Genomic DNA, 20,526 nt, shown 5'->3' on the forward strand with positions numbered 1-20,526 from the left:
ATTAAGTCCCTCAGCATGAGACAATCCATGCTCTGATGTGCTGAGGGCTATCCATGGATCACCAACTTTCCTTCGCTGACAGCGAATTCAACAACAAGCGTCGCCAAACTCGCAAAGAGAAGTTTCTTGGCCGTATGGAGAAACTGATTCCTTGGCAGCGGTTGGAATCAGTGATTGCCCCTCACTACCCAAAGGCCGGTAACGGTCGTAGGCCTTATCCGTTATCAACCATGCTGCGCATCCACTGCATGCAGCAGTGGTATAGCATGAGCGATCCAGCCATGGAGGATGCGCTTTATGAAATCGCCTCCATGCGTTTGTTTGCTGGTCTCTCGCTGGATGGCGCGATACCTGATCACACCACGATCATGAACTTCCGTCACCTGCTGGAGCGGCATGGTTTGGCTCGAAAAATATTCCAAGAGGTTAGCGCCTGGTTAAGCGATGCCGGTGTGTTGGTAAAAGAAGGAACGCTGCTGGACGCAACGATCATCGAAGCACCAAGTTCTACCAAGAACAAAGCTGGTGAACGTGACCCTGAAATGCACCAAACCAAGAAAGGCAATCAATGGCACTTTGGAATGAAAGCCCATATCGGCGTTGATGCCAGAACCGGTCTGACGCATAGTTTCACAACTACCGCCGCTAATGAGCATGACCTCAACCAAGCCGAACACCTTCTTCATGGCAAAGAAGAGTTTATCTTCGCCGACAGTGGTTATCGTGGCGCTGAGAACCGTAAAGAGCTCGAAGATGTAAAAGCGGACTGGCATGTTGCTGAAATACCCAGCAAGGTCAAAGAGCTGAAGAAACATCCACGTATCAATAAGCTCCCATTGAAAACCGAGTATCTGAAAGCCAGTATCCGCGCGAAAGTTGAGCATCCGTTCCGGATCATTAAGTGCCAGTTTGGTTTTACCAAGGCTCGTTATCGTGGGCTGATGAAGAACGACAGTAAGCTAGCTATGCTGTTTGCTCTGGCAAACATTGCTCGCGTGGATCAGATTCTGCGGGCGTAGGATAAATCCGCCTACATGCTGAGAAATCGGCATGCAGACAGTAAGAAATGGCCAGCAATCGTGCGATTACGCCGCAAATACAGCTTTCTTGGGAGAGTTAGCTAAAAAGTGGGACTTAATCGCATGTTCCCTAACCCACACTGGATCCCGATTAGATTCGGGTTATAACTGAAGATCATTACTATAACTTGAGCAAGTGCAGATAAAATGAGTACCCATGGATACCACTTCTCAAAAAAGTAGCCAAACTTCCGGTCTGAACTATTGCTTACGGTAATTTTTTTATCTTCAAATGAAAGAAACTGACTCCCACGCCGAAGTTGATTGATAGTTAAATCGCCTTCGCTTTTCTTGAGGAGGTCAACATAAACTTGTCGGGTGTATTGGTCCGTTGGAATTCCAGTCACTTTCATAAAAAGTGATCGGTTAATATCTTCCGTTAAAACAAATTTAACGTCTTCAGAAAGCTGATCAATTTCAAGTGCATTCTTCAGATGAGTGATTCTTCTATCTTTTTGACTCCAAGCAAAATCAGCAATACCTTTAACTACAGCCAGTAATCCGAAAATTAAAGCTACAGCAAGAAATTGCCAGCTATCTTCACCAAAGAATGTGCCTAACGGTGTAGCCCAGTTATTCATAACTACAACCTGTGTTAGACCCCCAATACCGAACGGTTGAGGCTTTTATCTTGTTCTTGCTTCTAGCAAGCGAAGCGTCTAGCCACTCGCTACTGATCTTCCCTTCCATCGCCTTTCCTTTTGACGAAGATAATCCACGGCCTACTTGGCCTTATTTCAAACAAGAATGCCTATACATTAGCGTTTATACAACTACACAAATTGATAAGAATCAGTAGGAAGCAGTAAAGGGCTGATAAATGCAGATAACTTCAGCTAGTTACAGCTTAACCCAGTGGGTACCTAACTAAGCTAGCCGACCCAAGCAGCTCTTAACCGTTTTTAACCACCCTAACACCCTATAACAATCTTTGCTAAACTTCGTTATATCTGATCAAAAAGCAGGCAATCAACAATGAATGTATCACTCACTCCAAAGCTGGAAGCGTTTGTGAAATCAAAGGTGGAAAGTGGCAGTTATAACTCCTCTAGCGAGGTTGTGCGGGAAGCTTTGCGTTTACTGGAACAACGAGATGCCGAAGAGCAGTTAAAACTGGAAACCCTTAGAGCAGAAATTCAAAAAGGTTTGGATTCTGTTGAAAAGCACGGTGCTAAACCTTTAGATATGGAAGCACTAAAACAACGCGCTAGAGTTTAACGCCTCCCGCCAAACCCAGAAGCAAGGATTGCTTATGCCTCAGTTACTCACTTCGCTGGAAGCGGAAAGTGATTTTATTCACATCTGGCAATATATTGCAGAAGATAGCCCTCTCAATGCAGACCGTTTTCTAGATTATCTTAATAGCCAAGCATTAAAGCTTGCCCACGCCCCACAAATTGGAACTCTGCATCTAGAATTAGGGCCTGAAATAAGAATTTTTCCAACTAAGAACTACTTACTCATTTATAAGCCGATTCCCGATGGAATCCTATTATTACGAGTAATTCATGCCTCTATCGAGTACACGCAGCTATTTTGAACTAGATAATTCTGATCACTGGCCACTTAATAAAAAAGCTGAAACCTGAGGGCGTCAGGTTTCAGCTAAAAACATCCCTGTGATAACTTGAACTGGCTTTTTCTATAGCCACGCGGTGGCGTCCTCTAGGCGCAGCCGTCCTCTAGCCGCGAAGCGGCGTCCTAAAAGCGAAGCGTTCTGCCCCTACCCCTTCCTTTCAGTACACTGATCAACTAAGTAGACAATGGACTGGTAGTCGATGCCTGAATGGTGGCTTAGGCCGATTTCGCAGGTACGGCTGGTCGAATAGCCGCTGCTGCAACCTTCAACTTGATCCGCTAGGGTGTGTAGTGCTGATTCATTCAGTTCTGGTGTAGTGAAGCCTTTATCACCGGCAAAACCACAGCAGGTAATCTGATCAGGAACCACGACATTGGTGCTGCAGGCGTTCATCACTTCAACGATTTTTTGATCGAGACCTAAGCGACGTGCGGAGCAGGTAATGTGTAGCGCGACTTTGTCATCCACAGGCTGGAAGTCCAGCTTATCCATCATAAAGGTGTGAATAAAATCGACTGGTTCATACAACTTGATACGAGAATCTTGATTCTCTTTTAGCTGCATCGTACATGGGCTAGTGTCACAGTAGACAGGAATCTCTCCGCCATTACTCGCTTCTAGCAGCATATCGGCTGTTTCAGCGGCTTTAGCTTCGGCCTGATTAAACATGCCTTTACTCTTAAAGGGCATACCGCAGCATTGCTCTTTAAGGTTCTGTGGATAGATAACCTCAAAGCCTGCTTTGCGTAGTAGCTCTTCTGTTTTATCCACAAGCGAAGTTTGTTCTTCTGCGCCGCGTGCTGGGCCCATAGTACGGCTAGCACAGCTTGGTAGGTAAACCACCTTCAGTTTGTTACCTGAGGTATTGGTTGGCTGAGCTGGTTGGCGCTTTTCAGTCTCCAGTTTAGGTGCCGGTGTCGGCATCTCTGGACTCCAGTAACCAATCTTATTGCCAGATAGTTTGCGCGCGGTACGCGTTACCGCACCCATGGCTTTACTACCCAGCAAGCCGTGACTCATATCAGCTACACCAAAGGCGGTTTTTGCCGCTTTGGCAACCGTACCAAAGTTATTGGCGATCCATTCGGACATACCTTCACGGCTGGCGTGACGCTCATGGCGAAGCTGTCGAACCAAATCACCGGTATTGATGCCTACAGGGCAAACCGTTGAGCACAAGCCACAGCCCGCACAGGTATCTACTGCCATATAGTCATATTCATCAGCGAAAGCTTGCTGGTTTTCACCTTCTAACAACGCCAGTTCGCGCTTGCCGATAATACGCTGGCGCGGGCTGAGGGTTAGATTTTTCGATGGGCACATACGCTCACAGAAACCACATTCGATACACTGATCGACAATATCGCTAACAGCCTTCATCGGCTTCAGGTTACTAATATGCAGCTTTGGATTCTGGGTAATCATGACATCCGGGTTTAAGATGCCTTGTGGATCGAAGATACGCTTGATCTCCAACATGGCGCTGTAGGCTTCATCACCCCACTCTTTCTGGACGAAAGGAGCCATGTTACGACCTGTGCCGTGTTCCGCTTTTAGAGAGCCATCGTATTTGTTAACAACGACATCGCAGACTTCATCGATAAAGCGTTCGTAACGATCAACCTCTTCTTTACTGCTAAAGCCTTGAGAGAAGATAAAGTGCAGGTTGCCATCTAAAGCGTGGCCATAAATAACACCGTCATCGTAACCAAACTTCTGCATCAACTGCTGAAGATCCACCAGCGCATCTGCTAGCGTTTCGATTGGGAAAGCGACGTCTTCGATCAGGGCAGTCGTACCTTTCGGACGAGTAGCACCCACCGCAGGGAAGATCCCTTTACGCACATTCCAGTACGCCTGATATTCCGATGGCTTATCGGTAAAGCTGGCAGGCACAACCAATTCTAGATCATTAATCTCAGCAAGAATCGTCGCGATATGGCTTTCTAGAACCTCTTGCTCATCGGCTTCGGCTTGCACCAAGATCGCTGTCGCACCTTCGGGAACACCTTGGATATAACTTGGTACTCCATCCATATGTTGTACCGCTTTAAGCGCAAAGTAGTCGATCATCTCTGCCGCAGATACTGGCGTTTTATTTAGCTTAAAACGCGTAACCGCAATACTTGCTGTACGGATATCAGGGAAGACCAAAAATGCAGAGGCTTTTAGCGGGTATTTACGAATCGTGTTGTGTGTAATCTCGGATATAAAGCCTAGCGTGCCTTCTGATCCAATCATCAAGCGCGCAATCATATCGATCGGATCATCCCACTCGATTAAAGAACGTAAACCATAACCGGTGGTGTTTTTAACTTCGTATTTACGCAAGATACGTTTGCTTAACGCGGTGTTACTGCACAGCTTTTTCGATAGCGCTTCTACGTCGGCAATCATGCCTGCATGACTCACGCGGAACGCTTCACGACTCTCTTCTGAGCCTGTATCCAGTACAGTGCCGTCTAACAGAACAAAGCGAGCTGAATCCATAACACCGTATGTGTCCATAGAGTTCATGCCCGCCGCATTGTTAATAGCGATACCACCCACAGTAGCCGCATCGATCGACGCTGGCATTGGCGCAAGTTGGCGTTCTAGAGGTGCTAAATAACGGTTGGCATCGCCTCCCAGCACACCACACTGCATGCGGATCTTTTTACCTGACTCAAGAATCTCATAATCTTTCCAATCCGGTGTTAAGGAAAGCATGATCGAATTGGTAATGGACTGACCTGACAGGCTGGTGCCAGAAGCACGGAACGTAATCGGCAAATTCAGTTTTGTCGCTAAAGCCATCAGACAGATCACTTCGGACTCTTCCGCCACTTGCACAATCACCTTAGGTAGCAAGCGGTAGAAGCTTGCATCCGTACCATAAGCAAGGGTACGAAGGTAATCAGTAATAATCCGCTTTTCCGGAATAAACTTAGCGGCTTCAGCAATAAATTCTTGGTATTTATCCTGTTCCTGCATGATGCGATCCTGTCAGTTGAGCTTTAGTTATTATGATTTTGAGATAGGTTAGCTCAAACGCTATAATTAAATTAGTGTGCACAATCGAATTTAATTGATTCCAAATATTAAATAATAAAACCGATATGAATAATCTGGATGATATGCTGCTGTTCGCCCAAGTGGTGAAACTCAAGTCTTTCCGCGCTGTAGCGGAACAAAGGGGCGTTGCAAGCTCTGTAGTGAGCAAACATATTTCGCGGCTAGAGAAACATTTAGGCGTGCAATTGCTGATCCGCACTACGCGAAAGCTGAACCTTACAGAAGCGGGTGAAGAGTTCTATCATCACTGTCAGCAACTAGAGAGTGGTGTAGCGCTAGCCGAGCAAGCAGTGTCTCAACATGCTGAGCAGCCTCAAGGCCTTTTACGTATTGCTGCACCGATGATCTCGGGTCAGTTCTTCCTTCCTGCCGTCGTCGATGAGTATCTAAAACGCTATCCAGAGATGAAAGTAGAGATGGTGATTAAGGATAGCTTTCAAGATCTAATCTCAAACGGTTTTGACCTCGCAATTCGTACCGGTACTTTATCCGATTCGACCCTGCGAGCCCGTCTTTTGGTGCAATCCCGTTGGTACGCTTATGCTTCACCAGAGTATTTACAAGAGCACGGCACACCTAAAAAGATAGCCGATCTGGACGAGCACAACTGCCTGCAGTTTAAGTATCAAGAAACCGGCCCTCATGACTGGCCAATCACAGTAAAAGGCCAGCCCGATCGCATTAAAGTAAATGGCCGTTTTCAGGCAAGCTCTCTTGTTACCTTAAGAGAATCCGCAATTGCCGGTACTGGGATTGCGTTTATGCCAGTCTTCCTTGTACGTGACGAGGTTGCCCGCGGCGAACTTGTCCCAGTATTACAGGAATGGGTTTACCGCGATGTCGGCATTTACGCGATCTACCCCAATATTCGCTATGTACCCCGCAAGATCAGTGCCTTTATTGAGCTTCTAGCGGAAGCTTATGAGGAGCATTGCTGCGCGTTTCATTCGCAACGTTTTCATGAGTAATCGCCTCTTTCGACCTGATATTGGCGACTAATATACCGATTACTACCACTGCAAATCCGCCCCAGTCTGCCGGGGTTGGTACTTGTTCAAATAGAGGCCAAGCGATTAGCGCAGCAGCGACTGGTATACCATAAAATACGCTGGCAACTTGTGATGCACTGTTTCGATTAATCAAGATATAGAGCAAGCTCACCGCCCCTAAAGATACGCCTACTGCCATCCAGAAGATGGCCAACACAAGATCTAAATGCCACTGCATCTGCATCGTTTCAAATTGAAACGCTAACAACAGCATCACGGGGACCGTACCTAATACCTGCAATGCCCCACCGCTGATCAAGTGCATATCAGCACAGTGCTTTTTCTGAATTAACTGCCCTAGCGATAACCCCAATAACCCAACTAGAGCCCAGACTAGGGTCGTCCAGCTAATCCCTTCAACAGCTAGCCCATCAGCTACAACGACCGCTACACCACTGATACCTATCAGCAAACCAAGCCAGCGCCAGCCCGTGACCTGCTCTTTCAGGTATGGTCCTGCCAACACTGTGACTAACAATGGCTGCAACGCAATAATCAAAGCACATACGGCAGGCTTCATTCCCAAGTAAAGTGCGTAAAATACGCCTACCGAGAACAGCCCCTGCATTAAGATTCCGGTTACTAAAATCCACCCAGGATTTTTCGGCCAAGGTGCACTGAGTAATACCGCTCCCAGTGCAAGCAAGCCACCCGCAATCGCAAAACGTACAGCTAAAAAGGTAAACGGTTCGCTATAACCTAAGCCAAGCTTCGCCCCAACGAATCCAGAGCCATACACTGCTATAAATAGCAGCATCAGTAAGATGTTCTGATTCAGATAAATTTTCATATTACCTCCTTAACTATACCTCTAAAAAATCCTGTACATACCAGTAGGTACAATTTATATTTCAAAAAAAGCCTGTAATTAAACAGGCTGTTTCTCAACGATTTCTAGTTCGTTTTCAGTGCTGCTAACATATCTAAGAAACTCTCGCAGACATCACCCACCGTATCATCTTGCTGCACCGCTCGCCCTACAACAAAACCGCCCTGTAAGACACTCAAGGTTAACTTTGCTAAAGCTTCTGGTTTATGGATCTTTACCAATGCACCAGATGCTTGCGCCTCGGTATAAATAGCTGTGAAGCGTTTATGCATTGTGGAGAAATAACGCTCCAAAGGTGCTAACAGCTGTTCATCTTCGACCGAAGGGTCTTGAACGATCCGCCCCATACGGCAGCCCTTCAACGCATGTCGTGGCAATCTTAAATAAGCACTGACTTGAGCTAACCAATCCCCATCCGTTTGCGCAATGATCTGATCAAACTCGGCTATCAGGTCATCTGTTCGGGATTCCATCGCAGCAATCGCCAGATCCTTCTTGCCTTTAAAATGGTGGTAGAAACTACCTTTACCCACACCACTACGCTCTAACACCTGATTAGGACTAGTAGCATCATAGCCCCGCTCCCAAAGCAGTTGCTTCATGGTATCAATCAATAACTCGCGCGTAGCAGCCATAACTTAGTGTGCTCAATATTCAAGTAACAAACATACTAGTAGGTACAAAAAGTTTATGCAAGGTAACTCTTTTCATCTAGCGACTAGCAAGCAAAGCGATCTAACAACTGATTTTTACTCCGTTGCCGCCTTCGCAAACTTACCTAAAGCACCTGAAACTTTGTTTAGTACTTCATCGCACCCTTGAATATTATGGCGCTTAGCTAAGTGAGCTGGATCGTTATAACTTAACCAAACAGTGCCTTCAGCATCTTCCCAGATCAGTGCTTTTTGCGGCAGGTCGATCGCGACGCTTTGTGCACAGTGCATCAATGGCGTACCCACTTTTGGATTTCCGAAAAGCACCAACTGAGTATCTCGTAGTTCCTTACCAATTTTTTCGGCGCCAGCGCTGTGATCAATTCGGGCAAATACCGTCATGCCTTTAGCGTTTAAAACCGTTTCTAATTTATCGGCCGTTTGAACCACGCTGTGCTGGCTTTTCACATTGACCATGCCATCTCCAGCTTGAACTGAAGTGCTAATAGCAACGCCAAGAGCAACTGTACCCGCTACCGTACCTGTGATTTTTCCCATCATTCATCTCCCTATTCATAATCTCTAATTGCTTAGCTCGGACAAGCAAAATGATGATTAATTCAATTTAAGCGATATATCAGGTTTAGCTATTTAAGATAGAGACGGGCATAGAGGGGAGACAAACCATTCAGAAGAGAGTGTTAACTTTTACATTAGGTATTTACTGTAAATTTGTTCGTATTTTTCTGATGCTTTCACTTTGTCTAAAGCCGCCTGCCACCTTTGGATCACACTATCAGGAATCTCTTTTGAGCAAGCGATATAGAGAGGAAACTCCAGTAATTTAACCTGCGTTGGAACCAGTGAATCAGCTGCTTTATCTAACTGCTTTAAATAATAAGCAACACCTAGAGGACTGATACTAACAGTTAGTTCTGCTCGATTTGAAAACAACAAACTAAATTGGCGATCTCTGGCAGAAAGCTTTATTACATTGGTAATACCTAACTCATCTACCTTATTTGCGACCAGCCCCTTATAAGGAACAGTGATGTTATTTGCCTTCTTAACATCATCAATCGTACGGTAAGTTTTGGTGTTATCTTTACGCTTGTAAAAGTAGATCGATTCTTGGGATATAGGGCCAATCCATTTGAACTTTGCTTCCCTTTCCGGTGTTCGAAACAAAGAGAAGTACATCACATTAGGCAAGGTGTCCAACATCCGATCACCTCTGGCGCCGGGATAGATCGAAATGGGATACTCTTCGCCCAGCTCATCCATAATTGCCTGGACAATCTCTATTGAGAACCCTTTCAGCTCACCATTTTCTTCATAATTATATGGAGCCCAATCCTCAGTAATAACTTTTAAGTCGGGCTGAGCCAGGGCTTGATAGCTAGAGAACGAAACAATCCAGATCAGCATTAAGCGCAATAAAGCGACTTTAATCTGCGCGAAATTTATGTTCACAATGATGGAGTTACAGTTACGCATAAGCTCAATTTATTCTTATTGGGTGAGTAACGAATTTAAGTATAGACGCTTTCCTAGACTGCTTATGCCCGCGGAGTTTTTCACTCACAGGAAAGATCAGGCAAGGTTAGTTTAACGAGCAAACCTGGCTCATTATTGTGCAAACTGATGCTGCCACCTAAGACAACTGAGACCAGGTTATAGACTCTATAGAGGCCAAGGCCTGACGTACCATGTCCCATTTTAGATGAGAAAAATGGATCAAAGGCGTGCTCTTTAACCTTCTCATCCATACCTTGACCATTATCAGAAAAATCAATTTCAACACCTGATTTCCCTTTGGTAACAGCAAGTTCAATTCGGCTACCCTCACCTAACTGTGCATGATTTAAACTGTTTTCTAAAAGGCTAACCAATATTTGTTCAAGCGCCTCTTCGTTACTACAAATCACAAGGTCCTGCGAAACGTTGTTGACCAATTCTATTTGCCTCTGATTGCATCGATGTTGGTAAGCTCCAAAAACGCACGCAGTAATAGTATCAAGAGATAAACGTCGAGTAATCTGCGTTTGGGTATCACTTGATAGCTCTTTAAAGCGATTAATCAGATTAATGCTTCGATTGAGATTGTGATCCATCAAAGCAATCGATTCCGCTTCTGTTTCCAAATATGTACGGAGTTGAGACTGACTCAGGCTGCTGTTATCAAAAGAGTGTTGTAACTCTTCCAAATTATTTTGTGCTGTCGTTAATCCTAAGAGGATATTCCCTAAAGGAGAGTTCAGTTCATGCGCCACACCAGAAACTAAACGCCCAAGTCCAGCGAGCTTTTTAGCTTCAACTAGCTGCTGCAGTGTTGATTGCAACTCCTCGTGAGCCCGTTTTAATTTGAGGTGATGATCTTTTTCAGCTTGCTCAGCTTTTACACGATCTGTTATGTCCTGAAGCGTTTCGATGGCACCTACTGTATTTCCGTCAGTATCTAGCAGCGGCGAGGCATTAAAGTGGAGCCAATGCCCAGAAGGGCCGATGTTGGGGAAAAGGTCCTCAGCTTCACAGGCGCCGTTTATCAAACTCGATACAGCAAAGTTATATCCGTAGTACCCCTGTATCTTTTCAGCGGGTGCATTATCCACAACAAGATCGGCCATAGTCGGCCTTGATTCAGCATAGAAGCCACGCCAACTATCATCACGTCCAATTGCTTCACTCGCAGGCACACCAGTCAGCGCCTCACAAGCTTTATTCCAATGGGTCACCTTGTGCTCTTTATCGATAACAAAGGTTGCAATTGGGCTTCCTTGCAGTATTTGCGATAGTTGTTGTTGGCTAGCTTTCACCGCCTGCTGAGCATTATGTAGAAGCGTTAAGTTACGCCCTACACCGCGATAACCGGTAAAGTTACCTTCACGATCATAAGCTGGCTTACCACTAACCGAATAATGCTGAACAACACTATCATTCCCCGGCACTTCATATTCAAAATCGCGGAAAGGCAAATGCTGTTCGTATCGCTCGATGTGGGCTTGTATCTCTTGATCAGTTAGACCCTGAATAGGCATCTCCCAACGTCGCTTGCCGATAAAAAGGCTCTGTTTACGTTGGAGTTTCTCGGTCAACATCCCCCAAAAGCGTACAAATCTGAACGATTCATCCTGCTCCCAAAACCAGTCGGAAGATAAGCCGGCAAAGTCGGATAGAAGCTCGTTCTCATCTTCTAACTCTTGGATACGCTTCTGTAATGCTTCTATGGATGGCGTTTTATCAGACATAACCACAGCTAATACAAATGGGGTGACTCAATTCAGAATAGTTAAGGAACCGTGTATTCACCAAATTCCTCCATGAACTATATCGATCTTAGAAGCACCACAATGCCGAAACATCAAAATAGATTTGACATAGATTTAAAAAACAAAATAAGATGTATTTTTTTTACATCTTATGTTCTTGTAGCCCAATATCGTTATTCATCTACTTAATCAGTACAGGTTACAAACGGGAAAATTCTGGCAGGAGAACATCAATATGCGCCTAGCTAGTGCCAATCAATCCATCGCTAATGCCTTACTCAAAGGGCAAAACAATACTCAGTGGAGTGCTGTGTTATTAACACAGCACAAGCAACTTGAAGAAGAGATCGCCAATATTCAACGATTACTCGCACGCGATTTTTGCCACTTACTTCAACTAGATAAAGCACTAAAAAGGTTGATCAAAGGCGTTGTTATTCATCTAGATCTAGAGACCTGTTTTCTGGTACCAGCACTGCAAGGTAGCGAGCTAAGCGCACAGCAAAAACTTGCTTTGACACAGAGCTACAAGAAACTCCAACAGACATGCCATAACACCAGTGACTACATTCATCATCTAAAGCTAACCAAAGGTAACCGCCTGATCAATATGGAAAATAACCTGAACATCCAGAGTTTCCTTCAGGAGATTAGCCAACGTTTAAAAGATGAAGACTCTATCTATTCTTGCTTAGATACTGATGAGGCGACTTATGCTGTTTAACTATAGTGGCCGCGAAGCTCACCTTGTTTGGTATTCACAGGAACTTTTTACTGCGGGGTTAGATAATGGCTACGGAAGAGAAGTTCTTTGCAGAGGGTTCTTCTTAGATTCTGGGGCCAAAATCCCCATGCGAGAACTGATTCCTTATCTGTATCGAAATACCGAACTGCTATTGAGAATGACCAGCCAGCAAATAAAAGACACGCTTGATGCTCAGTTTGAAGATGAATCCAGCATTTGGATCAATCTTGCCGGGCCTCTGATCGCCAGTGACCAACTCTTTCAAAAACTCTGGCAGGACGTTCTTTTAGATCTAGATGATAAACAGAAACAACGTTTAGTGTTGGAAATTTGCGAGCACGATATTAGTGATGAGATCGTGTCCCGTCGTGTGTCTTTTTTAAAGCAGCACGAGTTTAGTATCGCCATGGATGATTTTGGCGCGGGCTATTCCAATTTACAGCGACTGCTTCAAGCGCCCTTCGACATTATCAAGCTCGACCTAAAACTGCTCAATGATGTACCGGCAGATCTCTGGGCTGCTAGTTTTTATCATCAAATCATTAAGCTGTGCTCATCTAAAGGCTGCATTATCGTAGCTGAGGGTGTTGAAACCCAGCTTCAATCTGACTTTGTGCGCTGGGCAGGTGTCGACCTGATTCAAGGTTATCTTTATTCCACCCCCACAGAGCATCGCCACTCGGTCTGCCAGCAAACGTAATACCTAACGAGTAGATAATTAATTTCACCACCCAACCTGATCAAGCCTATAATTACTTTAGGGTTTGAGGATATCTTTATGAAAATAGGCCAATTAGCAAAACGCACAGAATGCCAGGTAGAAACCATTCGTTACTGGGAGAAAGAGGGCTTGATTCCAGCTCCCTATCGTTCCGAAGGCAATTACCGAATTTACAACGAACAACATCTAAACCGTATTCTATTTATCCGCAACTGCCGTAGTTTAGATATGAGTCTCAATGAAATTCGCACCCTGTTAGAGCTGAAGGATCACCCCAGTGAAAGCTGCCATGATATTAATGAACTGGTAGATAGCCATATTGAGCACGTTGTTAAGCGTATCCAAGCCCTGCAATCTTTAGAACAAGATCTACGCAATTTACGACAACGTTGTAATACTGAGAGTGATATAGAGCACTGTGGGATCCTTGAAGGCCTCTCTTCCGATAAACCCCATACTGATGCAGAATCAGATACTCATATTAACGGTCTACACGGGCATTAAAGGAGTCATTCGTTAATGCACTTGACCCTGTAGTGACTACAGGCTTTTTAATTACCTTAGAACTATTTTTAACAATGTCGTTTTGAGGAAAATACAATGGCCGACAGTTGTTGTAACGCTAACCACTCTAAAAGTGCATTAGAAGATGGGCGCTTTCGACGAGCCTTATGGATCGCTCTATGGATAAACGCCAGCATGTTTATCATCGAAATTATCGCTGGTTTTAATGCTTCTTCAGCATCTCTACTCGCTGACGCAATCGACTTTTTAGGCGATTCCGCAAACTATGTCATCTCACTGTCCGTTCTTTCCATGGGTATGTTATGGCGATCCCGAGCCGCACTGATCAAAGGGGCAACTATGCTACTGTTTGGCATAGCTGTTTTGCTAAAAGTGCTATGGGATGCGTTTAATGGCCAAACTCCAGAACCAGTCACTATGGGCATTATTGGCTTGCTAGCATTAGTGGCGAATGTAACTGTAGCCATCATGCTTTATACCTTCCGTAGTGGCGATGCAGATATGCGTTCTGTATGGCTTTGCAGTCGAAATGATGCCATTGGCAATGTTGCAGTGATGATCGCTGCTGCAGGTGTATTAAGTAGTGGGCAAGCATGGCCAGATCTTTTAGTAGCAACCATCATGGGCCTATTGGCCGCCAGCGCTGGCATTAGTGTAATAGCGCAAGCAAGACAGGAATTAGAATCTGGACCTACGAAATCCTGCTCCTAAGATATCAAGATAAACTCAGCTCTACACTGACTAGTGTTTATATCCCTACAAACCTAGTCAGTTTAAATCCGTAAAAAGCGTTGTTATGCTCAGATCTCTATAGTTATTTAACTATCAGTAAGTTCTGTGGGACACGTCTACCTCTCAACACACGGTCATTCGTCTCTATCCAATACATCTTTGACTATAGTGAAGAGATAAACGTATTTTACTGCTGCCTTAATTGAGGTATTCCGTTGTTACGACGCCCTTTCATCTACGCACTCATGCTGACAACTCTATTTTGCTTTCATAGCGCCAAAGCTGAGGTCGAGACATTAGTTGTTGGCGCTGATTCTTGGCCCCCCTTCCGCTTCGTGACGCCTGAAACCGTAACTGGTATTGACCACGAGTTATGGAAAAAGCTGTCTGAGCGAATAGGTTTTAAGGTCCATTACTTACGTTGCCCATGGAAACGTTGCTTGCGGATGATGAAAAATGGCCAGATCGATGCAATGAGTGGCTTAGCATGGCGTGAGGAAAGAGCTGAATATATCACTTACGCTTATCCTCATTACTACAGCTGCAGCACACAGCTGTATCTACCTCATGGTAAGTCTCGCCGCATCAGCAAACATAGAGATATGCATGCAATGACCATTGGCATGGTTGGTGGCTCTGCTTATTACACCGAATTCGATCAGGATACGGATATCTATAAAAAAAGTGTGACCCAAGAAGCTGTATTGCCGAACCTATTGCTAGAGGGAAGAATTGATAGTTTTATCGGCACCGACTGCCAAGCAGATTATGAACTTGCGTCGCGCGGGTTAACGCCTCAAATAGATAAAGCAGTTTTTAAACCAGGGAACAAGGTCGATCTATTTGTTGGCTTATCCTCAAATTCTCGTTGGGCACTGCGTAAAGAAGAGTTTGATCAAGCTTTAGAACAACTTCGCAAAGAAAGCTTTGAAGGAAATGCTCTTAAATTAATATCCCCATTCGCAGTTGAATAACCTACCGCCATCCAGATTAAAACTTACCCCAGATTTCTGTGGATAAGCGTGTACATTAATTTTGGACAACCGTTACAAAGCCCATTAACAAAGGCCGAGAGCAATTTGTTTGTTTTTTAACCTTGTGAGTTAAGCATTCAGCGAATGCTTATTAAATCAATACATTACTGCAGAAAAAGCACTCTTTTTTTAACGCCCTTAGAAACTAATTTTCAAAATCGTGCAATCAAAATACCTATTAGTTCGTCTTTATATGCAGCTACACCTTAACGCCCCAAGAGCACCTGTCACTTCAAAGCAAACAACATAATTGCACCCCAGTTTTGTTGCTTAGCTTGGAAATGCTCAACGGGGCATTTTTTTATCTGCAAGGCTTATATAGATGAACAAGACCCTTACTCACAATCGACAAAAAGACTACGATGAAGCTGCTCTATATTTACGCTTAGGTCTCGGTATTCTTTTTATTATTGGCGGTGTATCTAAACTCAGCCAATTACTTTCCAGTGCTAAACATGATGCCATCGTTGCGAATTACATGGGATCAACAGGCTATATCAATGAGCTTTTTCAACAGTACCTGTTTACGGGTTTCTTAGGCGAGCTATTAACACCTCCTCTCTTTCTTACCTCACTTTCAGCTTTTGAGCTTATCTCTGGTATCGCCTTAGTCGTTGGCTTTTTAGTGAGACCTCTGGCACTTATTTATGCCTTCCTGCTTTGGAGCTTTGTATTCTCATTACCCGTCATGACAGTGCCTGACACTGAGATTGCGGTAAAAACCTATACCTCCCCGGCCATGTTTGTACAGATCAGAGATATCGCGCTTTCCGGCATGATGTTTGTGCTTTTTAATCTAGGTCCAGGCCGTTATAGCCTCGATCTTTTACATAATCAGCATGATTACAGCATCAGCTGGGAAGCTCTAGGCTTACTGCTGCGCCTTTCGATAGGTATCATGTTTTTAGTCAGCGGCAGCTTTGGCGCTTTCGCAAAAGTCCCTACCTTTGCTACGTGGCAACCTCTACTGTTACTTGCAGGCCTTATTATTCTATTTGCACCACCGTTATTGGTTAGAACAGCAGGCGCTGCAACCGTAGCTATTATGCTCTGGTATATGGGCTACAAGCTTAATTTTGATAAAAATCTAATCGCTAACCTAAATAGCTTTAAACGTGAATTTGCTTTTCTTGCTGCCGGTATTGTTTTTATTCGTCTCGGCGGTGGTGAACGTTTTGCCTTAAATGACTTAATCACGCGCGTTAAAAATTCGTTAAAAAGCACACCGGAGGCAAAAATAACCGCGACCGAATGAAACTCTTCAGATAATTAGTGTTCCAAATGGCTTAGCCAATAATTATCTGGATAGGCTGCCCATATTTTATGTTTGGGCAGCCACGGTACAATTTATAAATGCTAGACAAAAATAGGCTCAATCAGCTTTATCGCTATGCTTTATCCCTCACTCGAAATGAGGATCAGGCATACGACCTGCTACAGCAATGTGTGGAAAAATTTCTACGCAGAAACGCCGCTCACATAAAGAAACCTGAAGCCTATATAAAACGCAGCATTCGTAACGCTTTTATCGATCAATGTCGTGGGGATAACAAACTACTTTCTTTATCCGATCTGCCTGAAGCCGTAGAGAAAATAAATCAAGCATCATCGGATTCTTTAGAAAATCTGTATATCCAACAACGCGATGTAGAACAATTGTTAAAGTTACTAAGCGCTGAAGAGAGCGAACTGCTCTATCTATGGGCCATAGAAGAGTACAGCATGGCGGAAATAGCAGAGATGCAGGGTATACCCAGAAGAACTCTGTTGTCGAAAATGCACCGATTAAAAAAACGAGTCCAACTAGAGCTAACCGAAGAGCAATGGGTTCCACAGGAGGCGATGCAATGAAATCAACCGCACCTAAAAACTTAAAATCAGCTCTTAAAGCACACTACCAAGATCAGTCATTAAGTGAAGACAAGTTAGCTCAGCTTCTGTCTATGCAAGAAGAGCTTAGCAACCAATCAGATATAAATATTGAAACTACGAAAATCAAAATCAGCTGGTTAGATCAATGTAAAACCTGGTTTAGACTGCCGCAATTAATGGTTCCGACATTGGCTTTAGCCAGTATCTTTATGGTTGTCAGTTTGATGCCTATGCCTATCTCCGGTCCAAGTATTGTGAATGAAATTGCGGGCCATCATGAACAGCCAAACGAAATTTCTGTATACACATCTTCTATAGATGAACTTGGGCAACAGCTAACCCAGCTAAGCTTTAAGTTGATTTCATCAAGCAAACTTGGAAAAGATATGTGGCAGTTGATTGGCGGTAGTTACTGTTCAATTAATGGTGAAATTGCGGCTCAGTTGAAAGTGCGAAATATTGAAAATAATCAGATCTACACATTTTACCAAGCAAAATATCCAGAGGGCCTAACCCTAGAACAGGTTGATACTAAAAATATTATTAACAACCAAGGAACGGCTGTTACTCTCTGGCAAGAAGGCGGTTTATTACTGGGTATTGCACACACCACAGAATAAACCACACCCATTATGCTTTATCACATCGGTTTAGCGGTAAAGCTTCTCGGCCCAACGTGTTAGCCCAGCGGTCACGCTACCAAAGTGATCGCCGTCGACAACATCTATATCACCCAATAAAGATGAAATTGCCTGTCGGACAGCAGGCGATTTTGTCGTACCACCAGTAACATATACCAGCTCAGGTGTGCAGCCCGCTTGTTTTATTACTTCACTCATCAGGTCCACGATCTTCGCTACCGGGCGTTCTATTGCCGACTCATACACCTCACGACTGATTGGCTGCGACAATTCCTTATCAAGGTAGCTTAGATCCGAAATTACTTGTTCCTGATCAGACAAAGAGATCTTCGCAAGCTCAGCACTGCGCACTAATTGATAGCTTTGCTTCTGCTCTTGCAGCTGAATTAAGCGCGCCACTTTTTCAGGATCCGCTGCATCACGCTGCATTTGCTCCATCATTTCGACCGAAGCCAAACTATTAAATTCGACCTGCGAGGGTATGTCATTTACCGATACTGCATTCCAATAGGATTGAGAGGGAATGGGTAACCCATTTTTCAATTTCCCTCCCATACCTAGGACTGGCGTTAACCCGTAGTAAGCTAGGTGAATATCAAGGTCATTTCCCCCTACCCTAGCACCGCTATGGCCAAGGAAGTCAGCTGAACGTTCTGGCTTATCGCGATAGCTAGGGCCCATTTTGACAATAGAACAGTCACTGGTACCACCACCGACATCGACAACTAAAACGACTTTGTCTTCCTCTAACCCCGCTTCAAAATCAATTCCGGCTGCTAAAGGCTCATACAGCAGCTCAACGTCGACAAAACCAGCCCTTGCTGCAGCACATTTCAATATACGACAAGCTTGCTGATTAGCCTCTTCGCCACCACTGCCTTGGAAGTTAACCGGACGCCCTATAACGGTTTGGGTAATGGAATCACCCAGAGATTTTTCAGCCGCCTGCTTTATCTGGAACATCATGGCTGTGACGACATCTTCAAGAAATGCAAAATGCTGTGTTTGTAAGCCACTCGCGCCTAAAAAGGATTTTGGAGATTTAACAAAATAGCCCTCTTCTGGCAGATCGATATATTGCTCTATCGCTTCCTCGCCAATAAAGAGAGTCTGCTCTTCAGATAACACTCCAAGAGATAAACGAGACGCTGAAGCCTGTCTCAATTGGAGGCTGCGTTCTTTAAGGTAAGTATCGCGAATTTTAGGATTACTAATTTGACGCGCAACACCCTCACAGATTAATTCGCGAGAGAGTGCATATAGAGTAGAAGGTACGTATTTTTGTTTCTGATAAAGTGACAATAACTGCACACTATTATCTGCTTGCAGAACGCCCATGGCGCAATTTGAACTACCGTAATCAAAACCAGCAATCATGCTTTCGATCTTACTTCTTCAGAAAAAGGGCGCGCAAAAGTAACACTTTTTAACGCCCTTGATAAGCACCGCATTTCTATACAGATAAGCTTCAAGTGAAACTCGTATCTTTCTAGAAAAGAACAACCAATTTCTAGCTTTTCTAGCCTTTGGATAACCTTGAGCTACAAAGGGAAAAAAGAGAGTAGGTACTTACATATCACGCCCAATACGCTTGTGAACAAACCTTCAATAACAAGCCTATTATTGTAGAAATAATCCATTTCAACATTCTCCCCACAAACTGTGGATAAGCTTGTTAACTAATTATGGACATCCTTCATAAAGCCCATGATTACTAGCTTGTAGAGAATTGATCATATTTCAACCTTGTAGAATAAAGATCAAACCGCTCAGTAATATCAACATTTTTTGTAAAATTTTTTCTTGTTCAAAAAGCCTGTACAAAAATCAGCCAGTCAAGACCTAACAGTAAAAAAATCCATCCACGCAAGCTGTGGATAAAACTGTGAGTTAATTCTGCGTATCCCTCTCAAAGCCCATTGTTACGGGGGTGTAAAAAACTGGTTGTTTTTTACACCATAAAAATTATTTTTCTTACTAATTGATTTTGCACAGCATAAACTCCTCGCTATATTAAATTTGTCTATAACAACGGGTATTGTTTTTCTGATGTCACTCACTCTTTTATCCCTGTTTATTCCTACCTTCTTTTTTGTCTCCATTACACCCGGAATGTGTATGACCTTGGCATTGAGTCTAGGTATCTCTATTGGCGTCAAACGTAGCTTACATATGATGTGGGGAGAGTTAATTGGTGTTGGTTTGGTTGCCGCGTCTGCAGCTTTAGGGGTCGCGGCAATAATGCTGAACTACCCAGAAGTGTTCACTATTCTAAAGTGGGGCGGTGGTGCTTACCTTTGTTGGCTAGGTTATGAGATGTTTTGTTCTAGAGGCAAGTTAGTCATTACCGAGCCTGGTGAACAAAAACAAGAAATTTCAGGATTACAGCTAGCAACAAATGGCTTTCTTACTGCCGTTGCAAATCCAAAGGGCTGGGCATTTTTTGTCACCCTCTTACCTCCCTTCATTGATGCAGATCTACCTATGGCGCCACAATTAGCCATACTGGTTGCTTTAATTCTTTTACTTGAATTCATCTGCCTGCTTATCTACGCAAGCGGCGGTAAACTACTCAAGCACCTTTTAATGGAACGCAACAACGTTCGACTTATGAATCGCATCGCCGGAAGCCTAATGGTTTTGGTTGGTTTGTGGTTAGCTTTAGGAAAGTAATTAAAAAAACCCACCAGCTCAGCTGGCGGGGTCTGATTACGTTTCCTTAGAAGGGATGGACATAAGTCCTA

At 44.1% G+C, this 20,526-nt stretch carries 21 protein-coding genes; 13 read left to right on the forward strand and 8 right to left on the reverse strand.

Annotated elements, in window-relative coordinates; genetic code table 11:
* Window positions 1-53 precede the first annotated feature (53 nt).
* Window positions 54-1,019 carry an IS5 family transposase gene (locus tag ACMXYO_RS13745; protein ID WP_415885660.1) on the forward strand — a complete coding sequence of 322 codons (966 nt, stop codon included), beginning with the start codon at window positions 54-56 and terminating at the stop codon, window positions 1,017-1,019.
* A gap of 101 nt (window positions 1,020-1,120) precedes the next feature.
* Here the strand turns inward: ACMXYO_RS13745 and ACMXYO_RS13750 are convergent, their stop codons facing one another.
* Window positions 1,121-1,660, reverse strand: coding sequence for a hypothetical protein (locus ACMXYO_RS13750; protein ID WP_415885661.1), 540 nt, complete (start codon window positions 1,658-1,660; stop codon window positions 1,121-1,123).
* Window positions 1,661-2,054: 394 nt separating this feature from the next.
* On the opposite strand from ACMXYO_RS13750, the gene ACMXYO_RS13755 reads away from it, so the two are divergent.
* Window positions 2,055-2,297 carry a type II toxin-antitoxin system ParD family antitoxin gene (locus tag ACMXYO_RS13755; RefSeq protein ID WP_415885662.1) on the forward strand — a complete coding sequence of 81 codons (243 nt, stop codon included), beginning with the start codon at window positions 2,055-2,057 and terminating at the stop codon, window positions 2,295-2,297.
* Between the two features lie 34 nt (window positions 2,298-2,331).
* Window positions 2,332-2,619, forward strand: a complete 288-nt coding sequence (locus tag ACMXYO_RS13760; RefSeq protein ID WP_415885663.1) for a type II toxin-antitoxin system RelE/ParE family toxin — start codon at window positions 2,332-2,334, stop codon at window positions 2,617-2,619.
* A gap of 183 nt (window positions 2,620-2,802) precedes the next feature.
* On the opposite strand, the gene ACMXYO_RS13765 is transcribed toward ACMXYO_RS13760, so the two are convergent.
* On the reverse strand, window positions 2,803-5,631 hold the full coding sequence (locus ACMXYO_RS13765) for an FAD-binding and (Fe-S)-binding domain-containing protein (RefSeq protein ID WP_415885664.1): 2,829 nt from the start codon (window positions 5,629-5,631) through the stop codon (window positions 2,803-2,805).
* A gap of 125 nt (window positions 5,632-5,756) precedes the next feature.
* Between ACMXYO_RS13765 and ACMXYO_RS13770 the strand changes: the two genes are divergently transcribed.
* Window positions 5,757-6,680, forward strand: coding sequence for a LysR family transcriptional regulator (locus ACMXYO_RS13770; RefSeq protein ID WP_415885665.1), 924 nt, complete (start codon window positions 5,757-5,759; stop codon window positions 6,678-6,680).
* On the opposite strand, the gene ACMXYO_RS13775 is transcribed toward ACMXYO_RS13770, so the two are convergent.
* From ACMXYO_RS13775 to ACMXYO_RS13795, 5 genes are all read right to left on the reverse strand, one after another.
* Window positions 6,610-7,551 (reverse strand): DMT family transporter, encoded by a 942-nt coding sequence (locus ACMXYO_RS13775; protein ID WP_415885666.1) that lies wholly within the window; start codon window positions 7,549-7,551, stop codon window positions 6,610-6,612. The two genes, ACMXYO_RS13770 and ACMXYO_RS13775, sit on opposite strands and share 71 nt — an antisense overlap.
* Window positions 7,552-7,655: 104 nt before the next feature.
* Entirely contained in the window at window positions 7,656-8,225 is a 570-nt protein-coding gene (locus tag ACMXYO_RS13780) for a TetR/AcrR family transcriptional regulator (protein WP_415882291.1), read from the reverse strand.
* Window positions 8,226-8,339: 114 nt separating this feature from the next.
* Complete coding sequence (locus ACMXYO_RS13785; protein WP_415885667.1) at window positions 8,340-8,804, reverse strand: DUF302 domain-containing protein; 465 nt, start codon at window positions 8,802-8,804, stop codon at window positions 8,340-8,342.
* Window positions 8,805-8,951: 147 nt separating this feature from the next.
* Window positions 8,952-9,740 (reverse strand): substrate-binding periplasmic protein, encoded by a 789-nt coding sequence (locus tag ACMXYO_RS13790; protein WP_415885668.1) that lies wholly within the window; start codon window positions 9,738-9,740, stop codon window positions 8,952-8,954.
* Between the two features lie 80 nt (window positions 9,741-9,820).
* Window positions 9,821-11,491: an ATP-binding protein gene (locus tag ACMXYO_RS13795; RefSeq protein ID WP_415885669.1), complete on the reverse strand. Its 1,671-nt coding sequence runs from the start codon at window positions 11,489-11,491 to the stop codon at window positions 9,821-9,823.
* A gap of 256 nt (window positions 11,492-11,747) precedes the next feature.
* On the opposite strand from ACMXYO_RS13795, the gene ACMXYO_RS13800 reads away from it, so the two are divergent.
* From ACMXYO_RS13800 to ACMXYO_RS13835, 8 genes are all read left to right on the forward strand, one after another.
* Window positions 11,748-12,236, forward strand: a complete 489-nt coding sequence (locus ACMXYO_RS13800; RefSeq protein ID WP_415885670.1) for a hypothetical protein — start codon at window positions 11,748-11,750, stop codon at window positions 12,234-12,236.
* Window positions 12,226-12,957, forward strand: a complete 732-nt coding sequence (locus tag ACMXYO_RS13805) for an EAL domain-containing protein (RefSeq protein ID WP_415885671.1) — start codon at window positions 12,226-12,228, stop codon at window positions 12,955-12,957. Before ACMXYO_RS13800 ends, ACMXYO_RS13805 begins: the two co-directional genes overlap by 11 nt.
* 78 nt (window positions 12,958-13,035) lie before the next feature.
* Entirely contained in the window at window positions 13,036-13,482 is a 447-nt protein-coding gene (gene cadR, locus ACMXYO_RS13810; RefSeq protein ID WP_415885672.1) for a Cd(II)/Pb(II)-responsive transcriptional regulator, read from the forward strand.
* A gap of 96 nt (window positions 13,483-13,578) precedes the next feature.
* A complete protein-coding gene (locus ACMXYO_RS13815; protein ID WP_415885674.1) occupies window positions 13,579-14,214 on the forward strand; it encodes a cation transporter in 636 nt (211 codons plus the stop codon).
* Window positions 14,215-14,450: 236 nt separating this feature from the next.
* Window positions 14,451-15,209 carry a substrate-binding periplasmic protein gene (locus tag ACMXYO_RS13820; protein ID WP_415885675.1) on the forward strand — a complete coding sequence of 253 codons (759 nt, stop codon included), beginning with the start codon at window positions 14,451-14,453 and terminating at the stop codon, window positions 15,207-15,209.
* A 382-nt stretch (window positions 15,210-15,591) separates the two neighbouring features.
* The gene (locus tag ACMXYO_RS13825; protein ID WP_415885676.1) at window positions 15,592-16,524 is read left to right on the forward strand and encodes a DoxX family protein; all 933 of its coding nucleotides are present in this window, start codon (window positions 15,592-15,594) and stop codon (window positions 16,522-16,524) included.
* A 98-nt stretch (window positions 16,525-16,622) separates the two neighbouring features.
* Window positions 16,623-17,120: an RNA polymerase sigma factor gene (locus tag ACMXYO_RS13830; RefSeq protein ID WP_415885677.1), complete on the forward strand. Its 498-nt coding sequence runs from the start codon at window positions 16,623-16,625 to the stop codon at window positions 17,118-17,120.
* Complete coding sequence (locus tag ACMXYO_RS13835) at window positions 17,117-17,761, forward strand: hypothetical protein (protein WP_415885678.1); 645 nt, start codon at window positions 17,117-17,119, stop codon at window positions 17,759-17,761. Before ACMXYO_RS13830 ends, ACMXYO_RS13835 begins: the two co-directional genes overlap by 4 nt.
* A 30-nt stretch (window positions 17,762-17,791) precedes the next feature.
* Here the strand turns inward: ACMXYO_RS13835 and yegD are convergent, their stop codons facing one another.
* The gene (gene yegD, locus ACMXYO_RS13840) at window positions 17,792-19,159 is read right to left on the reverse strand and encodes a molecular chaperone (protein ID WP_415885679.1); all 1,368 of its coding nucleotides are present in this window, start codon (window positions 19,157-19,159) and stop codon (window positions 17,792-17,794) included.
* Between the two features lie 672 nt (window positions 19,160-19,831).
* Here yegD and ACMXYO_RS13845 point away from each other — a divergent pair.
* Window positions 19,832-20,455: a LysE family translocator gene (locus tag ACMXYO_RS13845; protein WP_415885680.1), complete on the forward strand. Its 624-nt coding sequence runs from the start codon at window positions 19,832-19,834 to the stop codon at window positions 20,453-20,455.
* The last annotated feature ends 71 nt before the right edge of the window (window positions 20,456-20,526 follow it).

The sequence above is a fragment of the Neptuniibacter sp. QD37_6 genome, assembly GCF_047778085.1.
Lineage (GTDB): Bacteria > Pseudomonadota > Gammaproteobacteria > Pseudomonadales > Balneatricaceae > Neptuniibacter.

What these genes read in the sequence shown, in the direction of transcription:
- ACMXYO_RS13805 (WP_415885671.1), top strand. Translation starts at nt 12,226, where the DNA reads ATGCTGTTTAACTATAGTGGCCGCGAAGCTCACCTTGTTTGGTATTCA.
- ACMXYO_RS13800 (WP_415885670.1), top strand. Translation starts at nt 11,748, where the DNA reads ATGCGCCTAGCTAGTGCCAATCAATCCATCGCTAATGCCTTACTCAAA.
- ACMXYO_RS13825 (WP_415885676.1), top strand. Translation starts at nt 15,592, where the DNA reads ATGAACAAGACCCTTACTCACAATCGACAAAAAGACTACGATGAAGCT.
- ACMXYO_RS13770 (WP_415885665.1), top strand. Translation starts at nt 5,757, where the DNA reads ATGAATAATCTGGATGATATGCTGCTGTTCGCCCAAGTGGTGAAACTC.
- ACMXYO_RS13775 (WP_415885666.1), bottom strand. Translation starts at nt 7,551, where the DNA reads ATGAAAATTTATCTGAATCAGAACATCTTACTGATGCTGCTATTTATA.
- ACMXYO_RS13745 (WP_415885660.1), top strand. Translation starts at nt 54, where the DNA reads ATGGATCACCAACTTTCCTTCGCTGACAGCGAATTCAACAACAAGCGT.
- yegD (WP_415885679.1), bottom strand. Translation starts at nt 19,159, where the DNA reads ATGATTGCTGGTTTTGATTACGGTAGTTCAAATTGCGCCATGGGCGTT.
- ACMXYO_RS13790 (WP_415885668.1), bottom strand. Translation starts at nt 9,740, where the DNA reads ATGCGTAACTGTAACTCCATCATTGTGAACATAAATTTCGCGCAGATT.
- ACMXYO_RS13795 (WP_415885669.1), bottom strand. Translation starts at nt 11,491, where the DNA reads ATGTCTGATAAAACGCCATCCATAGAAGCATTACAGAAGCGTATCCAA.
- ACMXYO_RS13780 (WP_415882291.1), bottom strand. Translation starts at nt 8,225, where the DNA reads ATGGCTGCTACGCGCGAGTTATTGATTGATACCATGAAGCAACTGCTT.
- ACMXYO_RS13785 (WP_415885667.1), bottom strand. Translation starts at nt 8,804, where the DNA reads ATGATGGGAAAAATCACAGGTACGGTAGCGGGTACAGTTGCTCTTGGC.
- ACMXYO_RS13750 (WP_415885661.1), bottom strand. Translation starts at nt 1,660, where the DNA reads ATGAATAACTGGGCTACACCGTTAGGCACATTCTTTGGTGAAGATAGC.
- ACMXYO_RS13830 (WP_415885677.1), top strand. Translation starts at nt 16,623, where the DNA reads ATGCTAGACAAAAATAGGCTCAATCAGCTTTATCGCTATGCTTTATCC.
- ACMXYO_RS13835 (WP_415885678.1), top strand. Translation starts at nt 17,117, where the DNA reads ATGAAATCAACCGCACCTAAAAACTTAAAATCAGCTCTTAAAGCACAC.
- ACMXYO_RS13765 (WP_415885664.1), bottom strand. Translation starts at nt 5,631, where the DNA reads ATGCAGGAACAGGATAAATACCAAGAATTTATTGCTGAAGCCGCTAAG.
- ACMXYO_RS13760 (WP_415885663.1), top strand. Translation starts at nt 2,332, where the DNA reads ATGCCTCAGTTACTCACTTCGCTGGAAGCGGAAAGTGATTTTATTCAC.
- ACMXYO_RS13845 (WP_415885680.1), top strand. Translation starts at nt 19,832, where the DNA reads ATGTCACTCACTCTTTTATCCCTGTTTATTCCTACCTTCTTTTTTGTC.
- ACMXYO_RS13755 (WP_415885662.1), top strand. Translation starts at nt 2,055, where the DNA reads ATGAATGTATCACTCACTCCAAAGCTGGAAGCGTTTGTGAAATCAAAG.
- cadR (WP_415885672.1), top strand. Translation starts at nt 13,036, where the DNA reads ATGAAAATAGGCCAATTAGCAAAACGCACAGAATGCCAGGTAGAAACC.
- ACMXYO_RS13815 (WP_415885674.1), top strand. Translation starts at nt 13,579, where the DNA reads ATGGCCGACAGTTGTTGTAACGCTAACCACTCTAAAAGTGCATTAGAA.